This is a genomic window from Ruminococcus sp. MCC718, from assembly GCF_018783905.1.
Lineage (GTDB): Bacteria > Bacillota > Clostridia > Lachnospirales > Lachnospiraceae > Hominisplanchenecus > Hominisplanchenecus faecis.
In genome coordinates, this window is record NZ_WQNP01000171.1 from 145,016 (window position 1) to 168,956 (window position 23,941).

Sequence of the window (23,941 nt, forward strand, 5' to 3'; positions counted from 1 at the left end):
ACACTTCGTTCCGGTCGGCACAAAACCATTGTCCACTGGACAATGTGTGCCCTCGCGGAGCGTTTATCTTAGTCGGAGATTGCACTCCCACTAAGACAAATTTGTTGCTTGCCACTCATAGAAGTTGGAGTCTTCTCCGACTAAGATAAAACCGCTTCCAGTTTTTCAACCATCTCGTCGATGTCTTTCTCGGTGATCACAAGCGGAGGCACCAGACGCAGTACATCACTTCCTGCGGAAAGCACAATCAGACCATTTGCCAGAGCTGCTTTGACAAGTTCGCCGACCGGTCTGCCGCTCACAACCAGTCCCTGCATGAATCCTTTTCCGCGACGTGCGGTAAAGCAGTCATGTTTTTCTACCAGTTCATCCAGTTTCTTTTCCAGATACGGAGCTGTCTTTCTTACATGACCGACGATGTCATGTTCTTCAAACAGATCAAACACTTTGGAAACCGCTGCACAGGCAAAGGGATTTCCACCGTAAGTTGTACCGTGATCTCCCGGAACTAAAGAGGCTTTTGCAGTCTTTTCGTTTAAGACAAACGCTCCGACCGGCACGCCGCATCCCAGTGCCTTTGCACAGGTCATGATATCCGGCATCACGCCGTACTGCTGCCATGCAAACATGCTTCCGGTACGTCCCATACCACACTGGATTTCATCGAGGATCAGAAGAATATCTTTTTCTTCACAGATTTCTTTAACACCTTTTAAGAAGCTCTCTTCCATCGGATAAATGCCGCCTTCGCCCTGAAGGGTTTCCATGATAATCGCACAGGTTTTGTCTGTGATCTGAGCTTTTACACTGTCCAGATCATTGTAATCTGCAAATTTCACGCCGCCCATCAGCGGTTTGAACGCTTCCTGATAATGCGGATTTCCGGTAACGGAAAGTGCTCCGACGCTTCTTCCGTGGAAGGAATGGTTCATGGCAATGATCTCGTGATCCGTTGCATGGTCTTTGTTCCATGCATATTTACGTGCGGCTTTGATCGCACCTTCGATCGCCTCCGTACCGCTGTTGGTAAAGAATACTTTGCTCATGCCACTTGCCTTTACCAGTTTTTCTGCTGCTTCCATCATCGGCACATTGTAGAAAAGATTGGAGGTATGGATCACTTTGTCAATCTGATCTTTTAAAGCCTGATCGTAGTCCGCATAATGATAGCCAAGTGCAAACACCGCAATTCCGGCACCGAAATCCAGATATTCCTTTCCTTCGGTATCATAAAGATGTACGCCTTCTCCTTTTTCAAAAACAACCGGGAAACGATTATAGGTGTGCAGAACCACCTGTTCCGTTCTCTCCATATATTCATTCATTTTCATTGTAAAAACGTTCCTCCTCATCCCCGATAATCGCAGTACCGATACCTTTGTTGGTATAGAACTCCAACAGCAGGCAGTGCGGGATCCTTCCGTCCAGGATATGTACTCTGGAAACACCGGACTTGATCGCATCGACACAGTTCTGGATCTTCGGGAGCATGCCGCCGCCGATATTTCCGCTGCCGAGCAGTTCTTCTGCTTCCGGAATACTCAGTTCGGAGATCAGTGTGGATTTGTCCTGCGGATCACGGTATACACCCTCGATATCCGTTAAAAATACCAGTTTGGATGCTCCGACTGCCGTTGCAATCGCACATGCTGCATCGTCTGCATTGATATTATAAGAATGATACTCATCATCTGAACCGATTGGGCAGATCACCGGGACAAAATCATTGTCCAGCAGTGTATTTAAAAGCTCGGTATTGACTTTTGTCACTTCGCCTACAAAACCGATATCTTCGCCTTTGGAGAGTTTCTTCTTAACACGCAGAACGGAGCCGTCTTTTCCGCTGATACCAACCGCTTTGACTCCGACTTTCTCCATCATGGACACCAATCCTTTGTTGATCTTATTTAAGACCATCTCAGCCACTTCCATGGTGTCTTTATCCGTCACACGCAGTCCGTTGATAAATTTGGTCTCAATGCCGACTTTGCCTGTCCATTTTGTGATTTCTTTTCCGCCACCGTGTACGATGATCGGGCGAAATCCGACCAGTTTCAGAAGTGCTACGTCACGGATGACGTTTTTCTTCAGTTCATGTTCTACCATGGCACTTCCGCCGTATTTTACAACGATGGTCTTGCCGCTGAATTTCCGTATATAAGGTAACGCTTCATTGAGCACACTGGCTTTCTGAAGCAGATCCTGCATTGTATCCATTGTTTTTCCTCCAGTTTCTATCCATACTTCCGGCATCCGGACAGATGCCTGTAAATTGCTCTGCCACAAAGCAGCTCTTACCGCTTAAGAGCGGTAATCGGCATTGATCTTTACATAATCGTAAGTCAGATCACAACCCCAGGCAGATGCGGATGCCTCTCCCATTTTGATGTCAGCAACAGCCGTCACTGCTTTTTCTGAGAGCACCTTTGTCGCTTCTTCTTCGCTGTAATCAAGTGCCACACCGTTTTCGATGATCTTCAGCTTACCTGCTGCACTTTCAAAATACAGATCTACTTTTTCCGGATCAAACTTAGCTCCGGAATAACCCATGGCACAGAGGATACGTCCCCAGTTTGCATCATGTCCGAAAATAGCCGCTTTGGTAAGGTTTGAACAAATAACGGATTTTGCCAGAATCTTCGCCTGTTCTTTTGACTGTGCTCCGATCACTTTTGTCTCAAACAATGCAGTGGCACCTTCGCCGTCCCCTGCCATTTTCTTTGCGAGCGTCTCGTTGATATAGTGCAGTGCCCTGGCAAATGTCTGATAATCTTCGCCTTCCTCTGTAATTTCCGGATTCTCTGCCAGTCCGTTTGCCAGCAGCAGAACGGTATCATTTGTGGAAGTATCTCCGTCAACAGAAATCATATTGTAGGTATCATCGACATCTGCACTCAATGCCTTCTGAAGCATTTCTTTTGAAATAGCTGCATCTGTCATGAGGAAGCTCAGCATCGTGCACATGTTCGGATGGATCATACCGGAACCTTTGCACATACCGCCGATCGTTACCGTTTTACCGCCAATCTCAACTTCAACGGCAACCTCTTTTTTTACCGTATCCGTTGTCATGATCGATTCTGCTGCCAGTGTTGCTGCTTCTCTGGTATCCAGAAGCAGTCCGGAAAGATCCTTCACGCCTTTTTTGATCGTATCGATTGGCAGCTGTTTTCCGATCACACCGGTAGATGCTACCAGAACCTCATCCTTGTCGATACCGAGTGCTTCTGCTGCCGCTTTTGCAGTCTCTTCACAGTAGCCATATCCTTCTGCTCCGGTGCAGGCGTTTGCAATACCGCTGTTTACCACAACAGCTCTCGCCTCTCCATGTTCGTATACCACATGCTGATCCCATTTTACCGGTGCGGCTTTTACAAGGTTTGTCGTAAACGTTCCGGCTGCCATACATGGTGCACTGCTTACGATCATTGCCATATCTTTTTTTGTACCTTTTTTGATACCTGCATGCATACCGGCTGCTTTAAATCCTTTTGCAGCGGTTACACCTCCATCTATTATCTTCATCTATGCTCACGACCTTTCTCTGTTTTATGGGAACATTGGTACGCCCTGAAGGCCTTCGTTCTCGGCAAATCCAAACATCAGGTTCATATTCTGCACGGCCTGACCGGCTGCACCTTTCACCAGATTGTCCATTGCCCCCATCATGATCACACGGTTTGTTCTCGGATCCAGTTTGAAGTTTACATCCACATAATTGCTTCCTTCTACCCACTTCGTCTCCGGGCAGACATCCTTATCCAGAACACGTACAAACTGTTCTTTTCCGTAATAAGCATCATAGATCGCCTTAACTTCTTCGTAAGTCACCTCTTTTTTCAGAGATGCATAAGCAGTAACCAGAATACCGCGGTTCATCGGAACCAGATGCGGTGTAAAATTAATATGGATCGGATAACCGGCGGCATAACCTAACTGCTCTTCAATCTCCGGTGTGTGTCTGTGTGTTGCAACACCGTATGCTTTGATGTTCTCATTGACTTCACAGTAAAGGTTTGCAACCTTGGCACTGCGTCCTGCTCCGGAAGTACCGGATTTAGCATCAATGATAACGGTATTTCCATCAATAATGCCTTCCTTTAATAATGGATAAATGGACAGGGTGCTGCATGTCGGATAACATCCCGGATTTGCGATCAGTCTTGCCTTTTTGATATCCTCCCGGTTGATCTCACACAGTCCGTAAACAGCTTCCTCAATAAACTGCGGTGCTTTGTGTTCCAGATTATACCACTGCTCATAAGTCTTCCGGTCTTTGATACGGAAGTCCGCACTTAGATCGATCACTTTTGCCTGACTTAAAATCCCTTCATTTATAAGAGATGCACACAATCCCTGCGGTGTTGCTGTGAAAATCACATCTACCTCTTTTGCCAGCTGCTCCATATTGTCATCCAGACATTTTGCATCCACGATCTGGAACATATTCTGGTAAACACTGCTGTATCTCTGATCCACATAACTTCTGGAACCATACCACGCAATCTCTGCTTCTTTATGGTTAAGGAGAAGACGGACAAGTTCGCCTCCTGCATATCCGGTTGCTCCTATTATTCCGGCTTTTATCATATCAACATTCTCCTTTCAACCTAATATATCTTTTCTGTCCGGATTATTCTTCTTTTCTTTTTCTGTCAAATGTGAGGTGCCGCCCATCTGATGCAGTCTCCGGCAGATTCATAAAAATTCGCTGTGCGAATGAAATCTTTCTTATCATATACCAGTTTTCTTTATAAGTAAAGAGTTTTCTTTGTATTTTTATTGTATTTTTATTCATACGCAATGTATATTATTCATTTTACAGCTGTTTTTACAACTTTTTCGTTTTTTCACTTGCATAATTATGATAACTGTTGTATAGTGTATGATACCAGGGTCGAAAGCCAAAAACCACGATGTACTTGCACAAGAGTGGTTTTATGGCTCTTTTGTCTTTGACTTACAAAATGATCATAAATTTCAGGAGGAATACATATCATGAAAGAAAAAGTAGTTCTGGCATATTCAGGCGGCCTCGATACCACCACACTGATCCCTTGGTTAAAGGAAACCTTTGACTATGAAGTTATCTGCTGCTGCATCGACTGCGGACAGGGTAACGAGCTGGATGGTCTGGAAGAGAGAGCAAAACTGTCCGGTGCTTCTAAATTATATATTGAAAATATCATTGATGAATTCTGTGACGATTTCATCATGCCTTGCGTAAAAGCCGGTGCAGTTTATGAGCACAAATACCTGCTTGGTACTTCCATGGCACGTCCGGTTATCGCAAAGAAACTGGTTGAGATCGCACGTAAAGAAGGTGCTACTACCATCTGCCACGGTGCTACCGGTAAAGGTAATGACCAGATTCGTTTCGAACTGGCAATCAAGGCACTGGCTCCGGATCTGAAGATCATCGCTCCATGGCGTATGACCGATGTATGGACCATCCAGTCCCGTGAAGACGAGATCGAATACTGTAAAAAACACGGTATCGACCTGCCGTTCGACCACAGCCACAGCTACAGCCGTGACCGTAACTTATGGCACATCAGCCACGAAGGTCTGGAGCTGGAAGATCCGGCAAACGAGCCGAACTTCGAAAACATGCTGGTGCTTGGCGTGACACCGGAACAGGCTCCGGAAAAAGGGGAATATGTTACCATGACTTTTGAACAGGGGGTTCCGAAAACACTGAACGGAAAAGCCATGAAAGTTTCTGAGATCATCACAGAGCTGAACGCTCTTGGAGGCAAACATGGTATCGGTATCGTAGATATCGTAGAAAATCGTGTTGTTGGTATGAAATCCCGTGGTGTATATGAGACACCGGGCGGAACCATCCTGATGGCAGCCCATGAACAGCTCGAAGAACTCACTCTGGACCGTGAAACCATGGAAACAAAGAAAAAACTTGGCAGCCAGTTCGCTCAGGTCGTATACGAAGGAAAATGGTTCACACCGCTGCGTGAAGCAATCCAGGCTTTCGTTGAAGTAACACAGAAATATGTAACCGGCGAAGTTAAATTCAAACTTTACAAAGGAAACATCATCAAAGCCGGCACAACTTCTCCATACAGCCTGTACAATGAATCTTTAGCATCCTTCACAACCGGTGATATGTACGATCACAATGATGCAAGCGGATTTATCACCCTGTTTGGTCTGCCTCTGAAAGTACGTGCTATGATGCTCGCTGAAGTAGAAAAGAAAAACCTTGGTGAATAATTCTGTAAATATTTTTCATCCGAAGTCCGGCGATGTTCTGTGACTTCACAAGTAACCTGAATATAAGGGAGCACTGCAAAAGTGCTTCCTTTTTCAGATTTCAGATTATCCAAAAACAGAACACATCCGGCGGATTGCAGAGGTGCACAGAAGAATATGTCATGCGATGCATGACGTGCACCTCGCAGCAAGAATGCCTGAAGCATTTTTGAACGTCAAAATAAACAGGAGGTTTGCATGGTCAGTTTTGAATATTATCGTTTTTTTTATTTTGTAGCCCAATATAAAAGTTTTACAAAAGCTGCCGAGATTTTAAATAACAATCAACCGAATATCACCCGCTGCATGAACATTCTGGAGAATGAACTGGAATGTAAACTGTTTGTACGCTCCAACCGAGGAGTAACACTGACACCTGAGGGAGAAAAACTGTTCCAGCATGTCGCTATCGCTTACGAGCAGCTCTCTACTGCAGAATCCGAGCTGAAAAAAGACAAAAGTCTGGAAAGCGGTCTGATCACGATCGGTGCAAGCGAGACAGCTCTGCGACTGCTGCTGCTTGACCGACTGGAGACCTTTCACGCACAGTATCCGGGAGTCCGCCTGAAAATTTCCAATTTCTCCACCCCTCAGTCCATTCAGGCACTGGAAAACGGACTGGCCGATATTTCTGTTGTCACAACACCGCTCAAGCTGAAAAAATCCATGCGTCATTATACGCTTGCTTCCTTCCGTGAGATTCTGCTCGCCGGGCCAAAATACGCTGATTTTTCCTCTAAAATCCATCATCTCTCAGAGCTTACGGACATTCCGTTTATTTCTCTCGGACAAAATACTGGAACAAGAGAAATGCATATCAATTACTTTCTGCAGCATGATCTGCCGTTCTATCCGGATATCGAAGCCGCTACCGCAGATCAGATCCTGCCGATGATCAGGCACAACCTCGGAATCGGATTTTATCCGGAGACACTGGCAGAAGAAGCCATTAAAAAAGGCGAAGTGGTACAGCTCCACCTCACCTCAAGAATGCCGGAACGCGAAATCTGCCTGATCTGGGACAAAAACCGGCCAAAAAGCATTGCCGTCCGCAAGCTTATGAATGCTTTGCAGACGGCAAACATGTAAATTACAGGAAGTATGTATATCAGATGTGAGATGACTCCCACCTCTGTAGGCGGCGAGCAACAAACTTGTATCAGTGGCGGGATTCAATCTCCCATCTGATATAGCCTCCGGCGGATTGCAGAGGTGCACAGAAGAATATGTCATGCAATGCATGACGTGCACCTCGCAGCAAGAATGCCAGAGGCATTCTTGAAGTGTGATTTGTTGATCTCTTATTATCTTGAAACGTGGAATGCTTTTTTCTGTGGATAAACTGCAGATGCTCCGAGTTCTTCTTCGATGCGAAGCAGCTGGTTGTATTTTGCAACACGCTCGCTTCGGCTCGGTGCTCCTGTCTTGATCTGGCAGGTATTCAGTGCAACCGCCAGATCCGCAATAGTGGTATCTTCTGTCTCGCCGGAACGATGAGAAGTAACCGCTGTGTATCCTGCATTGTGAGCCATCTTGATCGCTTCCAGTGTCTCAGATACCGAACCAATCTGGTTTAATTTGATCAGGATAGAGTTTCCGCATCCAAGCTCGATACCTTTTGAAAGACGCTCGGTATTGGTAACAAACAGGTCATCGCCTACCAGCTGAACCTTGTCACCTAATTCTGCGGTCAGTTTCTTCCAGCCTTCCCAGTCTTCCTCATCCAGTGCATCTTCGATGGAGATGATCGGGTATTTTTCAACCAGAGCTTTCCAGTGATTAATCAGCTGCCCGGATGTATAAACCGTTCCTGCCTTTGGCAGTTTGTACTCTCCGACTGTTCCTGTCTTCCACTCAGAAGAAGCTGCATCCATAGCGATCATAAAGTCGCTTCCCGGCTCATAACCGGCTTTTTTCACTGCTTCCAGAATCGTCTCGATCGCTTCTTCGTCGGATTTCAGTGCCGGCGCAAAACCGCCCTCATCACCAACAGAGGTAGCCAGTCCTCTTTCTTTTAAGATAGAAGCCAGTGCATGGAATACTTCTGCACACCATCTTAAACATTCTTTAAAGGAAGGTGCCCCAACCGGCATGATCATAAATTCCTGTACATCCAGTCCGGAAGATAATGCATGACATCCGCCGTTTACGATGTTCATCATCGGTACCGGGAGACGGTTTGCATTCACGCCGCCAAGGAAACGGTACAGAGGGATCTCAAGTGCAGTCGCAGCCGCACGGCAGCTTGCAATCGATACTGCCAGAATTGCATTCGCTCCTAAGTTGGATTTATCTTTTGTTCCGTCTGCTGCTTTCATCGCTGCATCCACTGCATAAATATCAGATGCATCTTTACCTTTCAGTGCTTCGTTGATCACGGTGTTGATGTTTGCAACTGCTTTTGTCACACCTTTGCCGCCAAAACGTTCTTTATCATTATCACGAAGTTCCAGAGCCTCGAACTCTCCTGTAGAAGCTCCGCTTGGTGCAGTCCCTCTTCCGATCGTACCGTCAGCCAGATAAACTTCAGCTTCTACGGTTGGATTGCCTCTGGAGTCGATGATTTCCCTTCCAATTACTTTTTCAATTGTTAAATTCTTCATGATTGCCAGTCCCTTTCTCGTCCTAAAATAATCGGCACTTCGTCTTCTGCCTCTGATCGCATAAAGACAGAAGAAGTCCTGCCATGATTTATTCACATTAGTTAGGTTTTTCTAACTAATGTTAGAATATCATAACTGCCATATGAAATCAAGGCGGACTTCTTCATTGGATTGAGAAAGTTTTATCAATTTTCACCTGTCACAAGGATCTGACACATTCTATTCTGTTTTCCACACCAGTTTATTCTGATCAGCGATTTCCTGCAATTGCTCATTTTTCTCATACAGCCACTCTATTTCAAAACACAGGGTTCCGTTTTTTTCATGCTTTTCCAGATTTTCCACATCGAGTGCCATTCTTGGTGTTCCATCCGGAAACTTGTAAATCTCAACAATATTTCCATTTAATTTCAGCATTTTTCATTCCCCCTTTCCCTTGTTTCTTATACCTTAACACAGGTCTTTTTCCATTTTGTTCCGGAAAGCAGACTTTTTAAAACAGATGTACTGCCCATAAGCAGCAAAAAAGCATGAAATCCCTGAATTTTCACGGTAATTCCATGCTTTTTGCTTTCTTTTTACTTCTTAATTTTCACGCTCTTTGCTTGTCCTTTTCCTTTGAAAATACTCTTATAGACTTTGAGTTTCTTTTTCGGCACTTTGATAACTGCCTTTTTATCAATGCCCTTAAACACATTCTTTCCTATAGATTTTTTTGTGAGCTGTGTTGATGTGATCTTAATATTCTTCAGTTTTTTACAACCGGAAAAAGCATTCGCACCGACCCTGCTGACATTTTTTCCGATGGTGACTTTTTTCAGTTTCACATGATTTTTAAATGCATTTTTACTGATCTCCGTTACACGGAATGTGATTTTCCCATCCTCACTTTTGATGGTTGCCGGTACAGTAAACGTACTGTTTGTTTTCCTGTGCGGTTTTACCAGTGTTACGGTACATCCGGTTGCATCGGCTTTTGTCACTTTATAAAGTGCATCCTTTGTTTTGACCCATGTTCCGGTTTTCGGAAATGTCTGTGATGTATCCGAAGGATTTGTTGTGCTTCCATTTGCTGTGCTGCCCTGCGGCGGGATCACAATACTTTTGATGTTGCTAAACCATACCGTTTCCCCTGTTTCATCGAAACTGTTTTCTGGATCTGGTATCGGGATCAGCCGGCCATTGATCTTCAACTTCGTTATGTTTTTATCAAAATAATATCCTTCTCGATATCCTCTGGCTGACAGACTCAGGCAAATTCCATAATAATAGGTTTCCAGTGCTTTGAATTTCGTGAGCGGCATACCCCAGCTTCCGTCAAAATCACCATACCTGCCATTCCAATAGTCCGAGGAAGTCCATCCTTCTTTTAAATTGCTCCATCGTTCGTGATCGATACAGTACAGAGCATCTTCCGACACACTTCCGGTGAATCTCGGAGCATCACCCGCTTTGAAAGAAAAATCCACTCCATTTACTTCAATCACTTCAATTGGCTTCGGCGTTACTTTTTCTTCAGACCGGGCACTGTACAGGGCATCTGCAAAACAGGTTGTCCCGTTATTTCCCACAATAATGGTCCGACTGTCAATCTGTTTTCCATTTAATGTCAGCGACAGGTCTTTTGAAAATTCATTCCCATCTACCGTTTTTAAAAAGACAGAATACATATACATTGCACCGGATTCGAAAGTGGTAAATTTTGGAGTTGCAGCAATATACTGGCTCTCATCAGAATACCAGAACGCTACTGGTTCCAGGTATCCCTGTGCATTTGTTTCCAGTTTTTCCCAGCGTTCATAAGCGATTTCATATTTTGAAGCATCACTGTCACCTTTTTGGGCGGTTGCTTTTGGAGCATCACCGGCATAACAGGAAAGTGTGCTGTTCACAATATTCACATCCGAAATCTCCATTTTTTCCAGCACCCAGTCTGTTCGGATCTTGTAAGTCTGATAAAAATGTCTGGTGGTAACCATCTGTCCGTTTTCTTCGGTATTTTCATATTCAATGTTGATCGTATCCCCGTCAATCCCCCGTGTATCCGTGCCGGAAACGACCTGCATTCCTTCGCATACTTTCTGAACTTTCGCATCATAGGCTGCAATCTTCGCCTGGATCACATCCAGATCCTCATTTCCGTCCAGATAGTCGCAGGAATCTTCCACTTCCACGGTTTCTTCATAATCCAGCACTCCATAATCTTTCATATGACGGATCTTCAGGCTCGCCTTTGCATCAAAAGCCGTATGATATGTATATAGATCATCAGCATCTTTGCTTTCTTTTTCTGCTGCAAATGTCTTTCCCGGTAAAAACAGCAGCATCACTGCCAGCAACAGCCAGAATATCCATTTTCGTTTCCAAGTTATATCCATGTGTCTCTCCTGTATTTTCCTCATAAAATTTCTCCTTTCCTGATCTGTCAGAACCTCTTTCTCCCCCCTTCTTTTCGCTCTGTCCAGATATAAACATCTTGTATAAAATCAACCTGTTCTCTTTTACTCTCAGTATAAAAGATTCTGCTTATTTGACAAGTAAGATTCCCGAAACGTCAATTGCCAAATCGGGAATTTTGATATTTTCATCTTCCCTTTTTTGCAAATCTCCGATACAATAAACACATAGCAACCGAACGCGAAATACGCTTTATTGATGTTTTGGCAAATTTGATGAAAAGAGGTGCTTCTATGCGTTTTTATGAACAGTTGAATCAATATATGAAAGTTGTGAACTGTACTGCCAAAGAACTCTGCACTGTTTCCGGAATTTCTGCCGCTGCACTCAGTCGTTATCGTTCCGGTGAACGTGTGCCGGATGTTCATTCGGAAACGTTTGAACAGCTTTGCTCTGCCCTTGAAACGCTCGCATTAAAAAGAGAAGGCACAAATCTCACAAAAGCAGAGATCCGTCAGCAATTTCTCGCCTGTTCAGACATGAAGTCCACGGACAAAGAGCAACTGCGTCAGAATTTTAACACGCTGATTTCTGTACTGAATCTAAATATCACAAAACTGTGCCAGCACATCAGTTATGATACCTCAACGATTTTCCGCTTTCGAAACGGCAGCCGCTCTCCTGCAGATCCGGAAGGCTTTGTCCTGGCTGTTTCCGCCTATGTGGCACGTAAATACTGCCAGGGCGATGATCTTTATGTGCTGGCACAGCTTCTGGAATGTTCGGAAGAAGAACTAAACGATACTTCTGCCGTCTGCGAAAAAATCCGCCTGTGGCTTTTAAACAGTCAGAACAGGAAAAAGGGCGAAGACAGTCTTTCCAAATTTTTATCCAAACTGGATGAATTTGATCTGAATGAATATATAAAAGTCATCCATTTCGATGAAATGAAAGTTCCGGGTGTTCCGTTTCAGTTTCCGACGGCAAAATATTACTATGGACCGGAAGAAATGATGGCAAGTGAACTTCATTTTTTAAAGGCAACCGTCCTTTCCAGATCAAAAAGACCAGTTATCATGTACAGTGATATGCCCATAACAGAAATGGCAAAAGACCCCGATTTTCCAAAGAAATGGATGTTTGGTATGGCTCTGCTCCTGAAAAAAGGTCTGCATCTGGATCAGATTCATCATCTTGACCGTTCTTTTGAAGAAATGATGCTCGGACTGGAAAGCTGGATTCCCATGTATATGACCGGACAGATTTCTCCTTATTATCTGAAATCCGATCCCGGCAATGTTTTTCATCATTTCCTGAAAGTATCCGGAGCTGCCGTACTTTCCGGTGAAGCAATTTCGGGTCATCACAGCGAAGGGCGTTATTATCTTTCCAAGACAAAAGAAGATATTGCTTATTATACAAAGCGTGCAGAAGCATTGCTGCTAAATGCTTCTCCTCTGATGGATATTTATCGAGAAGATCACGCCGGAAAACTGAATGCTTTTCTGCTTGCCGACACTTCCACACCAGGAAAACGCCGCAGCATTCTTTCTTCCCTGCCACTTTACACGCTAGATTCTGATTATCTGAAAGATTTTTTACAGAAACACAGACTTTCTGCAAAGGATCAGGCTTCCATTCTTGACTTTGCACAAAATCAGCGTGATATCACCGAAAAAATTCTGGAACATGATGTGATCGAAGACGAAATTCCACTCCTCACCGAAAAAGATTTTTATCTTCATGCACTTTCTCTTCCACTGTCCGGTATGTTTTTTCCAGATAACATACCAGTGAGCTATGAAGAATATCTGGAGCAGAAAAAACAGGCAGAAACTTTTGCCTGTTTACATCCGAATTATCATTTGACCACATCTTCCTCTAATCCTTTTCAAAATCTGCAGATCATTCTGCACGAAGGAAAATGGGCGATGATCTCCAAAGGGAATGCCCCGGCGATTCATTTTGTGATCCATCATCCGAAATTGCGAAATGCGATCGAATATTTCATACCACCGGTTGTGGAAGCTGAAAAATGAAATGTTAATGATAATTCCTGCAAAACAGTATAAAAGACAATATGATAAATATATCACTAAAGGAGGGATCCCAATGAGAAATAAAACACCGGTTTTCCACTCACATACTTTTTTGTTTTTCTTTTTCGCCGGACTCTTTTTATTCTTCAGCCTGCACCTTGGCTGCGGACAAAAAGTTTATGCATCTTCCTGGAAGGTCACGCAACATGGCTCTGATTCTGATTTTCAGCAGTCCATGTTTTATACGATCAAAGGAAGCAACGGCAAACTGATCGTAATTGACGGTGGATGGGATTATGATGCGAAAAGAGTACGCGATACCATAAAGAAACTGGGCGGAAAGGTAAATCTCTGGATTATCACACATCCGCATCCGGATCATGTCGGAGCTTTTAATCAGATTTTTGCCAATCCGGACGGCATACAGATTGATCAGGTTATTACACCAAAGATCAACGCTTCCCGTTACAGACACTATCAATATCCATGGGATGAATATCAGGTATTTCAGAAGTTTTCACGTCTTGTAAGAAAAAATCCCAAGATCCGGTGGGCAAAAGCAGATGATACTTTTTCCTTCGCCGGTCTGAATTTTGAATTTTTTAATGGTTACAGCCGTAATTTGAAAGATACGACCAAAGATATCTGCAATGGTTCTTCTCTGGTTTTTAAAATTTCTGGTAAAAAAACAAGTATGCTTTTCACCGGAGATATTGTGAGCAGCATTGGCAAAAGACTTATCAAAACTTATCACAAACGTCTGAAGGCAACGTATCTTCAGGCTCCGCATCATGGAAACAACGACAAGAGAGAATCTTTTTTCAAATATATCCATGCAAAGGTCACTTTTATCGATGCTCCCTCTTTTCTTCGAAAACGAGATACTGTAAAAAGAAATATAAAGGTTTTAAAAGATCTTGGTGAAAAAGTCTATACGTATAACAGCCGAAAACGCAGCGTTACCATCCGCTAATCATCCGAAACTGCGAAATGCGATCGAACATTTTGTACCTCCGGTTGTGGAGTAAATTTTCTCTGCTTTAAAAAACTCGTGGAATATTGAAATTTGAACGCAGAGAAGCGGATTGTGAATGTCCGCTTTCCAAATGTGCAAAAGGAACAATGCCCAGGAAGACACTTTTACGTGTCCTTCAGGGCATTGTTCCTTTTGCACATTTAAAATTTTCCTGTTATTTCTATTTCCTGAACGCCAGAATCTCTTCTGCATTCTTGATCCGCTCGGCACTTGGCGGATTGATCCCTTCAAGCTGATATGGAATCCCTAAATTTTCCCATTTGAACACGCCCAGAGTATGGTATGGCAGTACTTCCACACGCTCCACATTTTTCAGCGTGTGAATAAAATCTGCCAGCCGGTGCAAGTAATCATCACGGTCGCTCCGCTCCGGAACCAGTACATGACGGATCCATACCGGTTTTCCCATATCCGATAACTTTTCTGCCATAGCCAGAATATTTTTGTTGGTCTGACCGGTCAGTTTAATATGCTCCTGTTCATCAATATGCTTGATATCCAGAAGAATCAGATCGGTGTATTTCATCAGTTCCAGCCATTTTGAATAGAATGGCTCTTTTTCCGTGTAAGGATTGCCGCTCGTATCCAGCGTTGTGTGGATCCCCATCTCTTTTGCCTTGCGAAACAGTTCGATCAGAAAATCAATCTGAAGCAGTGGTTCTCCTCCACTGACAGTAATACCGCCCTTATTTCCCCAATAAGTGCGGTATTTTACTGCCTGTTTCAGAAGGGCATCAGCTGTGTAGCTTTTGCCGGTTGTCATATTCCAAGTATCCGGATTATGACAGAACTGGCATCGCATCGCACAGCCGCTTAAGAAGATCACATAACGCACACCCGGACCGTCAACCGATCCAAAGCTTTCCAGCGAATGGACATATCCTGTTTTTGCCCCGTTTTCCATATTACATTCTGTCGTGGCAGGTTCTTGCGATAACGTCAAGCTGCTGTTCTCTTGTCAGGTCGATAAATTTAACAGCATATCCTGATACACGGATTGTGAAGTTTGCGTATTCTTCTTTTTCCGGATGCTCCATAGCATCGATCAGTTTTTCTTTTCCGAATACGTTTACGTTCAGGTGATGTGCACCCTGTTTGAAGTAACCATCCAGTACATGAACCAGATTTTCGGTACGCTCTGCATCATCGTGTCCCAGAGCACCCGGGTTGATGGTCTGTGTATTGGAGATACCATCCAGTGCATCTTCGTACGGAAGTTTTGCAACGGAGTTCAAAGATGCCAGCAGACCGTTCTGTTCTGCTCCGTAAGATGGGTTTGCTCCAGGTGCCAGAGGCTCGCCTGCTTTTCTTCCATCTGGCAGAGAACCGGTTGCTTTACCGTATACTACGTTTGATGTGATTGTCAGGATAGAAGTTGTCGGCTCAGAATCACGGTAGGTATGGCAGTATTTCAGTTTATCCATGAATGTACGCAGCAGCCATACAGCGATCTCGTCAGCTCTGTCATCGTCATTACCGTATCTTGGGAAGTCTCCTTCGATCTCATAATCGGTAACGATTCCGCTTTCATCACGAACCGTTTTTACTTTTGCATACTTGATTGCGGACAGAGAGTCTACTACATGTGAGAATCCTGCGATACCAGTAGCAAATGTACGTCTTACGTCTGTATCGATCAGAGCCATCTCTGCTGCTTCATAGTAGTATTTATCATGCATGTAATGGATCATGTTCAGAGTTCCTACATACAGATGTGCCAGCCAGTCAAGCATGGTGTCATATTTATCCATAACTTCATCATAATCCAGATATTCGGATGTGATCGCCTGATATTTCGGTGCTACCTGATCTCTTGTCTTCTCATCTACACCGCCGTTAATCGCATACAGCAGACATTTTGCCAGGTTTGCTCTTGCTCCGAAGAACTGGATCTCTTTACCTGTCTCAGTAGCAGATACACAGCAGCAGATAGAATAGTCATCGCCCCATACCGGACGCATAACATCATCGTTCTCATACTGGATAGAGCTTGTTGTAACAGAGATATGTGCTGCATATTTTTTGAATGTCTCAGGCAGACGTTCGGAATACAGAACGGTCAGGTTCGGTTCCGGTGAAGGTCCCATGTTTTCCAGTGTATGCAGGAAACGGTAATCATTCTTTGTTACCATAGAACGTCCGTCCATACCCATACCTGCTACTTCCAGAGTTGCCCATACCGGGTCACCGGAGAACAGCTGGTTGTAAGAAGCGATTCTTGCGAATTTTACCATACGGAATTTCATAACCATATGATCGATCAGTTCCTGAGCTTCTTTTTCAGTCAGGATACCTGCTGCAATATCTTTCTCAATATAAATATCAAGGAAAGTAGAAATACGTCCGACACTCATAGCTGCACCGTTCTGTGTCTTGATGGCAGCCAGATATCCGAAGTACAGCCACTGAACTGCTTCTTTTGCATTCTTAGCCGGCTCGGAAATATCATATCCATAGGACTGTGCCATTTCTTTCATTTCCTGCAGTGCACGAACCTGGTCTGCGATCTCTTCACGCAGCTGGAAGTCACCACGACGCATACCCTGACGGTTTGTAGCAGTAAAATCTGCTTTCTTTTTCTCGATCAAGTAATCGATACCGTACAGAGCCACACGACGGTAATCACCTACAATACGTCCGCGTCCGTAAGTATCCGGAAGACCGGTCAGGATCTTGTTATGACGTGCTTTTAACATTTCCGGTGTATAGATATCAAATACACCCTGGTTATGTGTTTTATGGTATTTGGTAAAGATCTCATGAAGCTGTGGATTTGGTTTATATCCATACATTTCACAGGATTTCTCAGCCATCTTGATTCCGCCGTATGGCATAAATGCACGTTTCAGCGGCTTGTCTGTCTGCAGACCGACAACCTGCTCCATATCTTTCATGTTGTCATCAATATAAGCAGCTCCATATGCAGTGATGCCTGTTACAACATCAGTCTCCATATCAAGGACACCGCCCTTTGCTCTCTCTTCTTTCTGAAGTTCAGATACTTTTCCCCACAGACGATTTGTTGCCTCTGTAGGTCCCTCCAGGAAAGAATCATCTCCGTCATATGGTGTGTAGTTGTTCTGAATAAAATCGCGGACGTCTACGCCTTCTTTCCAGAGTCTTCCAGCGAAACCATCCCACTGTTTAAAATCCTTCATGTTTTCTATCTTCCTTTCTCTGTGATTTTGTGTTTCTATGTTTTGTCGCTTTCATCTTAACATAGCACAAGATGTAGTGCAAGTATTTTGTTAAATACATAACAAACGTTGCCGTTCTTTTTTCTGTACAATTTTCCTTTCAGAAACCATTCTGAAAAATATAACAGAAGCATTTTCTTTCAGACATAAAAAACTGCCTCTCGTTTTCACGATAACGCAGTTTCTTTTTTCTTTTATTCTGCTGCCGTCTCACCGGCTGCTTCGGTTACTGTACTTTCAGCAGAAGTCTCTGCTGCAGTTTCTTCTGTCGTTTTTTCTGTTGTCTCTGTGGACGCTTCACTTGAAGTTTCTGTCTCAGCATTTAAACCGTTCATGTAATGATCCAGTGCATCTGTTTTCATTTCATATGTATGAGACGCATCTTTCTGAACATTCTGGTATACTGAGAAACCAATCCAGCCAACAAGAGCAACCAGCACGATAATGCCCACTATTTTCCAGAGCAGTAACTCTCTTTTTTCTTTTTTCTGAAGCTTTTCGCGTTTCTGCTTTTCTTCTTTGTAGCGATCCACTTTTGCCTGACTCATGTCTTTCACTCCTTATATATAGTTTCTTAATAGTATGATGTGGGTGTCAAAAGTCCCCAACTATGATACCTACGGATTGTTCCGTGCGTTGCACTCCCACAATCCTCCCTAGCATCATAGTATACACTATTTTAAAAACTTATGCAACTACGATAATTCCACCATCGTTTGCATACATGGTGCTGACACCTGCGGTATTGACCAGGATCACATCTTTAAACGGCAGCCTCTTTATGATCTCCTCTTTTACCATCTCTGCCCTCTGCGGACAATTACAGTGAGCGATCCCAACCATACGCTCCTGTGGATCGGATGATTTTTTCTCCTCGATTGAATTGACCATTTTTACAAGAGCTTTCTTCATGCCTCTTGCCTGATCCAGCTGAATAATCGTGCCTTCGTCTGTTGATCCCATGACCGGTTTGATCTTCAGTGCAGTCGCTACCAGAGCCTTTACGGTACCGAGACGGCCGTTTTTACGAAGGGTGTCCAGATTTTCCAGGACAAACCAGGTATCCTGTGAGAGAATATAAGCCTCTGTCTGTTCTACAACTTCTTCAAAAGAAAGTCCCTTCTCTTCCAGCTCCTGGATTTTCAGTCCGATCAGCGTCTCACCAACAGATGCCGAGCAGGAATTGAATACATAAACTTTTGCATCCGGATGATCCTCCAGATAGAGATTTTTGCCAAGAACTGCACTGTTGTAAGATCCACTCAGTTTTTCTGAAAGCGTCACTGCATAAACATGATCTGCATCACAGTCGTAGGCATCACGATATATTTCCGGCGATGGGCAGGAAGATTTCGGACAGTTTGGGCACTCCGCTACTTTTTTTAAAAACTCTGCCTGGTTGAAATGTTCCTCATCATCCTGTACAATATACTCATCCACCTGCAGTGTCAGCGGTGCAGACACAAAATTGCCGCTCTTTTTCATCTCATCTGTCAGCTCCCCGCAGCTGTCGATCACTACTCTGAAACTCATCTATAAATCCTCCATATTAAATTCCGCTTATTCAAATCTATACAGAAATGTGCATCGCCGCAGTATGAAAATAAAAGTGCTGCGATGTTCACAAGCCAGACCTTCTGTAGATTTTCACAGAATTTTTATCTTCTATTGATATGGTATGAATGTCAAAATTCAAGTCGAACGCACGTGAGACTTGGTGCGTGATTCTGGTCAGCGAAAGCTGACATATTCTTCTCAGAATCACTGCACATCCTCGCGGAGCGTTTATCTCAGTCGGAGATTGTACTCCCACTGAGAAAGACTTGTTATTACTCACCACTTGCAGAAGTGGGAGTCTTCTCGACTGAGATAAATCTTAACACTCACATCATGTTATCTGGTTTTTAATACTACATTCTACTATAACACATATCACATATTTTGCAATGCTTTTCTTCTTTTCTTTTTCGGTTTTTTCCGCTATACTGAAAAATACACGGACCATATCATCAAAATCCTGTATATGTCCGCTTTCTGACAGGAGGTACTTATGATTTCTATTCCTATAACCGAAGTAAAATTGTTTATGAACCATCTGCTCTGCCGCAGTACCTTTGATGCATTCTGCGTTCCGGAGCTTTCTCTTTCTACATTTGCCTCTTTCCATATGGATGGACATATTCTGAAAGATTATTATACGAAAGAAGAATATGAGACACTCTATAAAGACCGCACACCGATCGCCCGCTGGAAACAGCTGCGTCCCGTCTGCTTTGAACTGATCCGCGGCAACCACACACCGCTTTCTTTCTCGATCGTCCTGCAGCTCTCTTCCCGTGCAGTCGAATCATTTCTGTCCGAAACAGATACTTCTTTCACAGTCTCCGACATCAACGGCCTGTTTTTAAATCTGCGTTATAAAGATAGTCGGCTGAATGCTGTAACCGGAACATCTCTTAACATTTTCTCAATGGATAAGTCCCTGGAACATGCCTGGGATCAGAAAATCCAGAAGTTTATACTTTCTTTAGAAAGTTAATGCTTTTTTGTTAGCACTCGTTGCGTTTGAGTGCTGATTTTCTCTTGACATTTCCATAGAACGGTACTAAACTATCTTGCATAGGGCAGTCATAAGAAAACTTGGCTGCTGCAAGATTATTGGAAAGGTGTGAACGATTATGAGTAATACAAATAGAACAGGTAACTTATCCATCGACAGTGACAATATATTTCCTATTATAAAGAAATGGTTATATTCTGACCACGATATTTTCATCCGTGAACTGGTATCCAACGGATGTGATGCCATCACCAAACTGAAAAAACTGGAAATCATGGGTGAATATACTTTTCCGGAAGATTACAAAGCTTCTATTCAGGTTATCGTAAATCCGGAAGAAAAAACTATGAAATTCATTGATACCGGTCTTGGTATGACAGCAGACGAAGTCGAAGAATACATCACAAAGATCGCTTTCTCCGGTGCGACTGCTTTTCTTGAGAAATACAAAGACAAGACAAATGCAGATGAAATGATCGGTCATTTCGGTCTTGGTTTTTATTCCGCATTCATGGTAGCAGATGAAGTACATATCGATACACTCTCCTACCGTGACGGTGCAACAGCTGTTCACTGGGAATGTGACGGCGGCACACAGTACACGATCGGTGACGGCAGCAAAACAACCGTAGGTACAGAGATCACTCTTTATTTAAATGAAGAAAGTGTTGAATTTGCAAACGAATACCGCACAAGAGAAGTTCTGGACAAATACTGCTCTTTCATGCCGGTTGAGATCTTCCTCTCCAAAGCAAATGCAGAACCGGAATACGAAACCATTGAAGAGAGCGAACTGCGTGACGACGATGTTGTGATCGAACACATCCACGAAGATGCCAAAACAGAAGAGAAAGAAAATGAGAACGGTGAAAAAGAAATCGTTGAAGTTTCTCCTGCAAAAGAAATGGTTAAAATCCAGAAGCGTCCGGTTGCTTTAAATGATATCCACCCACTGTGGACAAAGCATCCGAATGAATGCAGCGAAGACGAATACAAAGATTTCTACCGCAAAGTATTTATGGATTACAAGGAACCTCTGTTCTGGATCCATCTGAACATGGACTATCCGTTCAATCTGAAAGGTATCCTTTACTTCCCTAAGATCAACACAGAATATGACTCTGTAGAAGGTACGATCAAACTTTACAACAATCAGGTCTTTATCGCCGATAATATCAAAGAAGTGATTCCGGAGTTCCTGATGCTCTTAAAAGGTGTGATCGATTGTCCGGATCTGCCTTTGAACGTTTCCAGAAGTGCATTGCAGAACGACGGTACTGTAAAGAAAATTTCTGAATATATCAGCAAGAAAGTTGCAGACAAACTGACCGGCATGTGCAAGACCGACCGTGAAAATTATGAGAAATACTGGGATGATATCAGCCCGTTCATCAAATACGGCTGCATCAAAGATGACAAATTCTATGACCGTATCAAAGACTGTCTGTTGTTCAAGAACCTCGACGGCAAATATCTGACTCTTCAGGATTTTGTTGAAGAAAACAAAAAAGAAGATACTGCGGAAGCTGTAAAAGAAACAGAAAGCACAGAAAATGCAGAAGAAAAGCAAAAAGAAAAAACGGTACTTTTCTATGTCACAGATGAAGTACAGCAGAGCCAGTACATCAATCTGTTCAAAGAACAGGGCATTGATGCTGTGATCCTGAAACATAATATCGACTCTGCTTTCATCACACATCTGGAGCGTCAGGATGACACCATCAAATTCGAGCGTATCGATGCAGATGTCAATGCAGATATGAAAGAAGAAGTTTCCGAAGAAGATCTGAAAGAAGAAAAAGAAACTCTGACGGATGTATTCCACAAAGCACTGAACAATGATAAGCTGGAAGTCAAAATAGAAAAACTGAAAAATGCCTCTGTTTCTTCGATGATTGTTCTGTCTGAGGAAACACGCCGTATGCAGGATATGATGAAGATGTATAATATGTACGGTATGGATCCGAACATGTTCGGCGGTCCTGCTACTTTAGTTCTGAATGCAAACAATGAACTGGTTCAGTATATCTTCAATCACAAAGATTCTGAACATGTACCGATGATGTGTGAACAGCTCTATGACCTGGCAATGCTGAGCCATAAACCACTTGCACCGGAAGAAATGACCAAATTCATCACCCGCAGCAATAAGATCATGATGCTGCTGGCAAAATAAAACAGATGAGCAGACAATCCCCTTCCCTGACCGGGAGTTCTTTAAAAAAGATTGCAATGATTACCATGCTCATTGACCACATAGGTGCCTGCGTTTTCGAACGCGGGCTCCTTTTGGTAGATGAAATACGAAATGATGCGGCTCTTTTTGAAATGCTTCGGAACACAGACCGTATCCTCCGTCTGATCGGCCGTGTCTCCTTTCCGATCTTCTGCTTTTTGTTAGTAGAAGGATTTCTGCACACGCACGACCGAAAAAAATATGCACTCCGCCTTTTTCTGTTTGCACTGGTCTCGGAAATCCCTTTTGATCTTGCGATCATGGGACGTCTCTTTGATCCAGTACACCAAAACGTCTTTTTCACCCTGCTGATCGGACTGCTTGCTATGATGCTGTGCGATTACTTCCGAATGCAAGCACAGCCTGTGGCACAGGTGCTTGTTTTAATCCTGGCAATGGTGCTTGCATGGGCTCTGCATACAGATTATGGCTATCGCGGTGTTCTGCTGATCGAACTGCTCTATATTTTCCGCTATGATCGGATGAAGCAGGTCGTAGCCGGAGCTGTTGCCTTTAGCTGGGAGACGACTGCACCGCTTGCTTTTATTCCTGTCTGGTTCTATAACGGAAAACGCGGGAAATCCGGCAAATGGTTCTTCTACTGGTTTTATCCGGTGCATCTGCTGATTCTGTGGGGAGTTAAAACATTCTTGTTGCCAATTCTTATTTCAATATAAAGCATTGATTTGGGGAGACATTTTCTGATATAAATAGAGCTTTCATGAAAGTCTATAAATTTGTGCATGTGCAAATGAACGAATTCCCCGAAGGGAACGTAAAACAGCATAGCCATGATGAATTCGAAAACAATCGTACTGACGGTAGCAAGGCTTCCGTCGTGAGATTGTTTTCGAATCATCATGGCGTCCTATTTTACAAAATCATTTTATGACGTTTATTTGCACATACTCTGCTGTTTTTCGCAGACAGCACCTTATAAAACTTCCATCATTTCTTTACACTCGCCAGGAAATCTCCGTCTGAATTTCTCAGGCAAGCACTACAAGATATTTTCCACCCGGAAGTGCAAACACTTCGGATGCCTGCAAAATCTCGTCTTTGGAAAGCTGTGCCGCATCCATTCCGCTCTCATCCAGATAGTCACGTACATCTTCGATACTGTCAAGTACGACCGCCAGATTATCCTCAAGGAACTCTTCTGCCTCCTGCGGTGTCTCTGCCACTTTTTCATCAAACAGTTGCAGCTGTTTGTTTAAAAACGTCTCAATACATTCTTTGCTGAAATTTGCCATGATCAAATCCTGCCACTCAAAATGTGATTAAATATACTCACACCGAGATAATGTAGACCCTCACGAGTTCTACTTACTGCTTTATCGTGTATGCTTTGGATTGACCGAAATCATATCTACTCACAAGTTCTTGTACACTCCACAGTCGTAAATTCCCGAAATAGCCTTCGGTACGCAGCATTGAAATCTCTCTCTTCGATATAACCACAAGCACATTTGAAAATTCTATCTGAAAGTTTTAAATCTTTCCTGATATTTTTGCAGCAATGACAGGTTTTAGAAGATGGATACCATCTGTTTGCCACACGAAGTTCCATTCCATTTTCGTTGCATTTAGCTTGAAGTTTTAT

Annotated in this window: 20 protein-coding genes; 7 read left to right on the forward strand and 13 right to left on the reverse strand. The window is 43.4% G+C overall.

Going from position 1 to position 23,941, the window contains the following annotated elements:
• Positions 1 to 140: 140 nt before the first annotated feature.
• The 4 genes from GPK60_RS14410 to argC form a co-directional block, all read right to left on the reverse strand.
• Positions 141 to 1,331: an aspartate aminotransferase family protein gene (locus tag GPK60_RS14410; RefSeq protein WP_173865569.1), complete on the reverse strand. Its 1,191-nt coding sequence runs from the start codon at positions 1,329 to 1,331 to the stop codon at positions 141 to 143.
• On the reverse strand, positions 1,318 to 2,217 hold the full coding sequence (gene argB, locus GPK60_RS14415; protein WP_022118659.1) for an acetylglutamate kinase: 900 nt from the start codon (positions 2,215 to 2,217) through the stop codon (positions 1,318 to 1,320). Before argB ends, GPK60_RS14410 begins: the two co-directional genes overlap by 14 nt.
• An 84-nt stretch (positions 2,218 to 2,301) precedes the next feature.
• Entirely contained in the window at positions 2,302 to 3,525 is a 1,224-nt protein-coding gene (argJ, locus tag GPK60_RS14420) for a bifunctional glutamate N-acetyltransferase/amino-acid acetyltransferase ArgJ (RefSeq protein ID WP_022118658.1), read from the reverse strand.
• Between the two features lie 24 nt (positions 3,526 to 3,549).
• The gene (argC, locus tag GPK60_RS14425) at positions 3,550 to 4,590 is read right to left on the reverse strand and encodes an N-acetyl-gamma-glutamyl-phosphate reductase (protein WP_022118657.1); all 1,041 of its coding nucleotides are present in this window, start codon (positions 4,588 to 4,590) and stop codon (positions 3,550 to 3,552) included.
• Between the two features lie 408 nt (positions 4,591 to 4,998).
• On the opposite strand from argC, the gene GPK60_RS14430 reads away from it, so the two are divergent.
• Both GPK60_RS14430 and GPK60_RS14435 read left to right on the forward strand, forming a co-directional pair.
• Positions 4,999 to 6,231 carry an argininosuccinate synthase gene (locus GPK60_RS14430; protein ID WP_173865568.1) on the forward strand — a complete coding sequence of 411 codons (1,233 nt, stop codon included), beginning with the start codon at positions 4,999 to 5,001 and terminating at the stop codon, positions 6,229 to 6,231.
• 237 nt (positions 6,232 to 6,468) lie between these two features.
• A complete protein-coding gene (locus tag GPK60_RS14435; RefSeq protein ID WP_147631375.1) occupies positions 6,469 to 7,359 on the forward strand; it encodes a LysR family transcriptional regulator in 891 nt (296 codons plus the stop codon).
• Positions 7,360 to 7,574: 215 nt separating this feature from the next.
• On the opposite strand, the gene eno is transcribed toward GPK60_RS14435, so the two are convergent.
• The 3 genes from eno to GPK60_RS14450 form a co-directional block, all read right to left on the reverse strand.
• Positions 7,575 to 8,873, reverse strand: coding sequence for a phosphopyruvate hydratase (gene eno / locus GPK60_RS14440; RefSeq protein WP_173865566.1), 1,299 nt, complete (start codon positions 8,871 to 8,873; stop codon positions 7,575 to 7,577).
• Positions 8,874 to 9,092: 219 nt separating this feature from the next.
• A complete protein-coding gene (locus tag GPK60_RS14445; RefSeq protein WP_215660870.1) occupies positions 9,093 to 9,290 on the reverse strand; it encodes a hypothetical protein in 198 nt (65 codons plus the stop codon).
• Positions 9,291 to 9,451: 161 nt separating this feature from the next.
• Positions 9,452 to 11,251 carry a leucine-rich repeat protein gene (locus GPK60_RS14450; protein ID WP_252191419.1) on the reverse strand — a complete coding sequence of 600 codons (1,800 nt, stop codon included), beginning with the start codon at positions 11,249 to 11,251 and terminating at the stop codon, positions 9,452 to 9,454.
• A 312-nt stretch (positions 11,252 to 11,563) separates the two neighbouring features.
• Between GPK60_RS14450 and GPK60_RS14455 the strand changes: the two genes are divergently transcribed.
• Both GPK60_RS14455 and GPK60_RS14460 read left to right on the forward strand, forming a co-directional pair.
• Positions 11,564 to 13,309, forward strand: coding sequence for a helix-turn-helix transcriptional regulator (locus GPK60_RS14455; RefSeq protein ID WP_215660875.1), 1,746 nt, complete (start codon positions 11,564 to 11,566; stop codon positions 13,307 to 13,309).
• Between the two features lie 73 nt (positions 13,310 to 13,382).
• Positions 13,383 to 14,282: an MBL fold metallo-hydrolase gene (locus tag GPK60_RS14460; RefSeq protein ID WP_173865562.1), complete on the forward strand. Its 900-nt coding sequence runs from the start codon at positions 13,383 to 13,385 to the stop codon at positions 14,280 to 14,282.
• Between the two features lie 223 nt (positions 14,283 to 14,505).
• Here GPK60_RS14460 and pflA read toward each other — a convergent pair whose 3' ends face one another.
• From pflA to GPK60_RS14480, 4 genes are all read right to left on the reverse strand, one after another.
• Positions 14,506 to 15,249 (reverse strand): pyruvate formate-lyase-activating protein, encoded by a 744-nt coding sequence (gene pflA / locus GPK60_RS14465; RefSeq protein ID WP_173865615.1) that lies wholly within the window; start codon positions 15,247 to 15,249, stop codon positions 14,506 to 14,508.
• A gap of 1 nt (position 15,250) precedes the next feature.
• Positions 15,251 to 17,503, reverse strand: coding sequence for a formate C-acetyltransferase (gene pflB, locus GPK60_RS14470; RefSeq protein WP_173865561.1), 2,253 nt, complete (start codon positions 17,501 to 17,503; stop codon positions 15,251 to 15,253).
• Between the two features lie 233 nt (positions 17,504 to 17,736).
• Positions 17,737 to 18,090, reverse strand: a complete 354-nt coding sequence (locus tag GPK60_RS14475) for a hypothetical protein (RefSeq protein ID WP_022118645.1) — start codon at positions 18,088 to 18,090, stop codon at positions 17,737 to 17,739.
• Between the two features lie 139 nt (positions 18,091 to 18,229).
• Positions 18,230 to 19,075, reverse strand: a complete 846-nt coding sequence (locus GPK60_RS14480) for a DegV family protein (protein ID WP_022118644.1) — start codon at positions 19,073 to 19,075, stop codon at positions 18,230 to 18,232.
• A gap of 517 nt (positions 19,076 to 19,592) precedes the next feature.
• Here GPK60_RS14480 and GPK60_RS14485 point away from each other — a divergent pair.
• From GPK60_RS14485 to GPK60_RS14495, 3 genes are all read left to right on the forward strand, one after another.
• On the forward strand, positions 19,593 to 20,081 hold the full coding sequence (locus tag GPK60_RS14485) for a DUF5721 family protein (protein ID WP_147631359.1): 489 nt from the start codon (positions 19,593 to 19,595) through the stop codon (positions 20,079 to 20,081).
• Positions 20,082 to 20,220: 139 nt separating this feature from the next.
• Complete coding sequence (gene htpG / locus GPK60_RS14490; RefSeq protein WP_173865808.1) at positions 20,221 to 22,278, forward strand: molecular chaperone HtpG; 2,058 nt, start codon at positions 20,221 to 20,223, stop codon at positions 22,276 to 22,278.
• 5 nt (positions 22,279 to 22,283) lie between these two features.
• A complete protein-coding gene (locus tag GPK60_RS14495) occupies positions 22,284 to 23,015 on the forward strand; it encodes a TraX family protein (protein ID WP_173865807.1) in 732 nt (243 codons plus the stop codon).
• Positions 23,016 to 23,327: 312 nt separating this feature from the next.
• Here GPK60_RS14495 and GPK60_RS14500 read toward each other — a convergent pair whose 3' ends face one another.
• Complete coding sequence (locus GPK60_RS14500) at positions 23,328 to 23,591, reverse strand: hypothetical protein (protein WP_022118680.1); 264 nt, start codon at positions 23,589 to 23,591, stop codon at positions 23,328 to 23,330.
• Between the two features lie 116 nt (positions 23,592 to 23,707).
• On the reverse strand, positions 23,708 to 23,941 hold a 234-nt coding region (locus tag GPK60_RS14505; protein ID WP_215660878.1), incomplete at its 5' end, for a zinc ribbon domain-containing protein.

Excerpts from the sequence above, each read along its gene's own strand:
- GPK60_RS14410 (WP_173865569.1), bottom strand. The coding sequence starts at position 1,331 with ATGAAAATGAATGAATATATGGAGAGAACGGAACAGGTGGTTCTGCAC.
- argB (WP_022118659.1), bottom strand. The coding sequence starts at position 2,217 with ATGGATACAATGCAGGATCTGCTTCAGAAAGCCAGTGTGCTCAATGAA.
- argJ (WP_022118658.1), bottom strand. The coding sequence starts at position 3,525 with ATGAAGATAATAGATGGAGGTGTAACCGCTGCAAAAGGATTTAAAGCA.
- argC (WP_022118657.1), bottom strand. The coding sequence starts at position 4,590 with ATGATAAAAGCCGGAATAATAGGAGCAACCGGATATGCAGGAGGCGAA.
- GPK60_RS14430 (WP_173865568.1), top strand. The coding sequence starts at position 4,999 with ATGAAAGAAAAAGTAGTTCTGGCATATTCAGGCGGCCTCGATACCACC.
- GPK60_RS14435 (WP_147631375.1), top strand. The coding sequence starts at position 6,469 with ATGGTCAGTTTTGAATATTATCGTTTTTTTTATTTTGTAGCCCAATAT.
- eno (WP_173865566.1), bottom strand. The coding sequence starts at position 8,873 with ATGAAGAATTTAACAATTGAAAAAGTAATTGGAAGGGAAATCATCGAC.
- GPK60_RS14445 (WP_215660870.1), bottom strand. The coding sequence starts at position 9,290 with ATGCTGAAATTAAATGGAAATATTGTTGAGATTTACAAGTTTCCGGAT.
- GPK60_RS14450 (WP_252191419.1), bottom strand. The coding sequence starts at position 11,251 with ATGGATATAACTTGGAAACGAAAATGGATATTCTGGCTGTTGCTGGCA.
- GPK60_RS14455 (WP_215660875.1), top strand. The coding sequence starts at position 11,564 with ATGCGTTTTTATGAACAGTTGAATCAATATATGAAAGTTGTGAACTGT.
- GPK60_RS14460 (WP_173865562.1), top strand. The coding sequence starts at position 13,383 with ATGAGAAATAAAACACCGGTTTTCCACTCACATACTTTTTTGTTTTTC.
- pflA (WP_173865615.1), bottom strand. The coding sequence starts at position 15,249 with ATGGAAAACGGGGCAAAAACAGGATATGTCCATTCGCTGGAAAGCTTT.
- pflB (WP_173865561.1), bottom strand. The coding sequence starts at position 17,503 with ATGAAGGATTTTAAACAGTGGGATGGTTTCGCTGGAAGACTCTGGAAA.
- GPK60_RS14475 (WP_022118645.1), bottom strand. The coding sequence starts at position 18,090 with ATGAGTCAGGCAAAAGTGGATCGCTACAAAGAAGAAAAGCAGAAACGC.
- GPK60_RS14480 (WP_022118644.1), bottom strand. The coding sequence starts at position 19,075 with ATGAGTTTCAGAGTAGTGATCGACAGCTGCGGGGAGCTGACAGATGAG.
- GPK60_RS14485 (WP_147631359.1), top strand. The coding sequence starts at position 19,593 with ATGATTTCTATTCCTATAACCGAAGTAAAATTGTTTATGAACCATCTG.
- htpG (WP_173865808.1), top strand. The coding sequence starts at position 20,221 with ATGAGTAATACAAATAGAACAGGTAACTTATCCATCGACAGTGACAAT.
- GPK60_RS14495 (WP_173865807.1), top strand. The coding sequence starts at position 22,284 with ATGAGCAGACAATCCCCTTCCCTGACCGGGAGTTCTTTAAAAAAGATT.
- GPK60_RS14500 (WP_022118680.1), bottom strand. The coding sequence starts at position 23,591 with ATGGCAAATTTCAGCAAAGAATGTATTGAGACGTTTTTAAACAAACAG.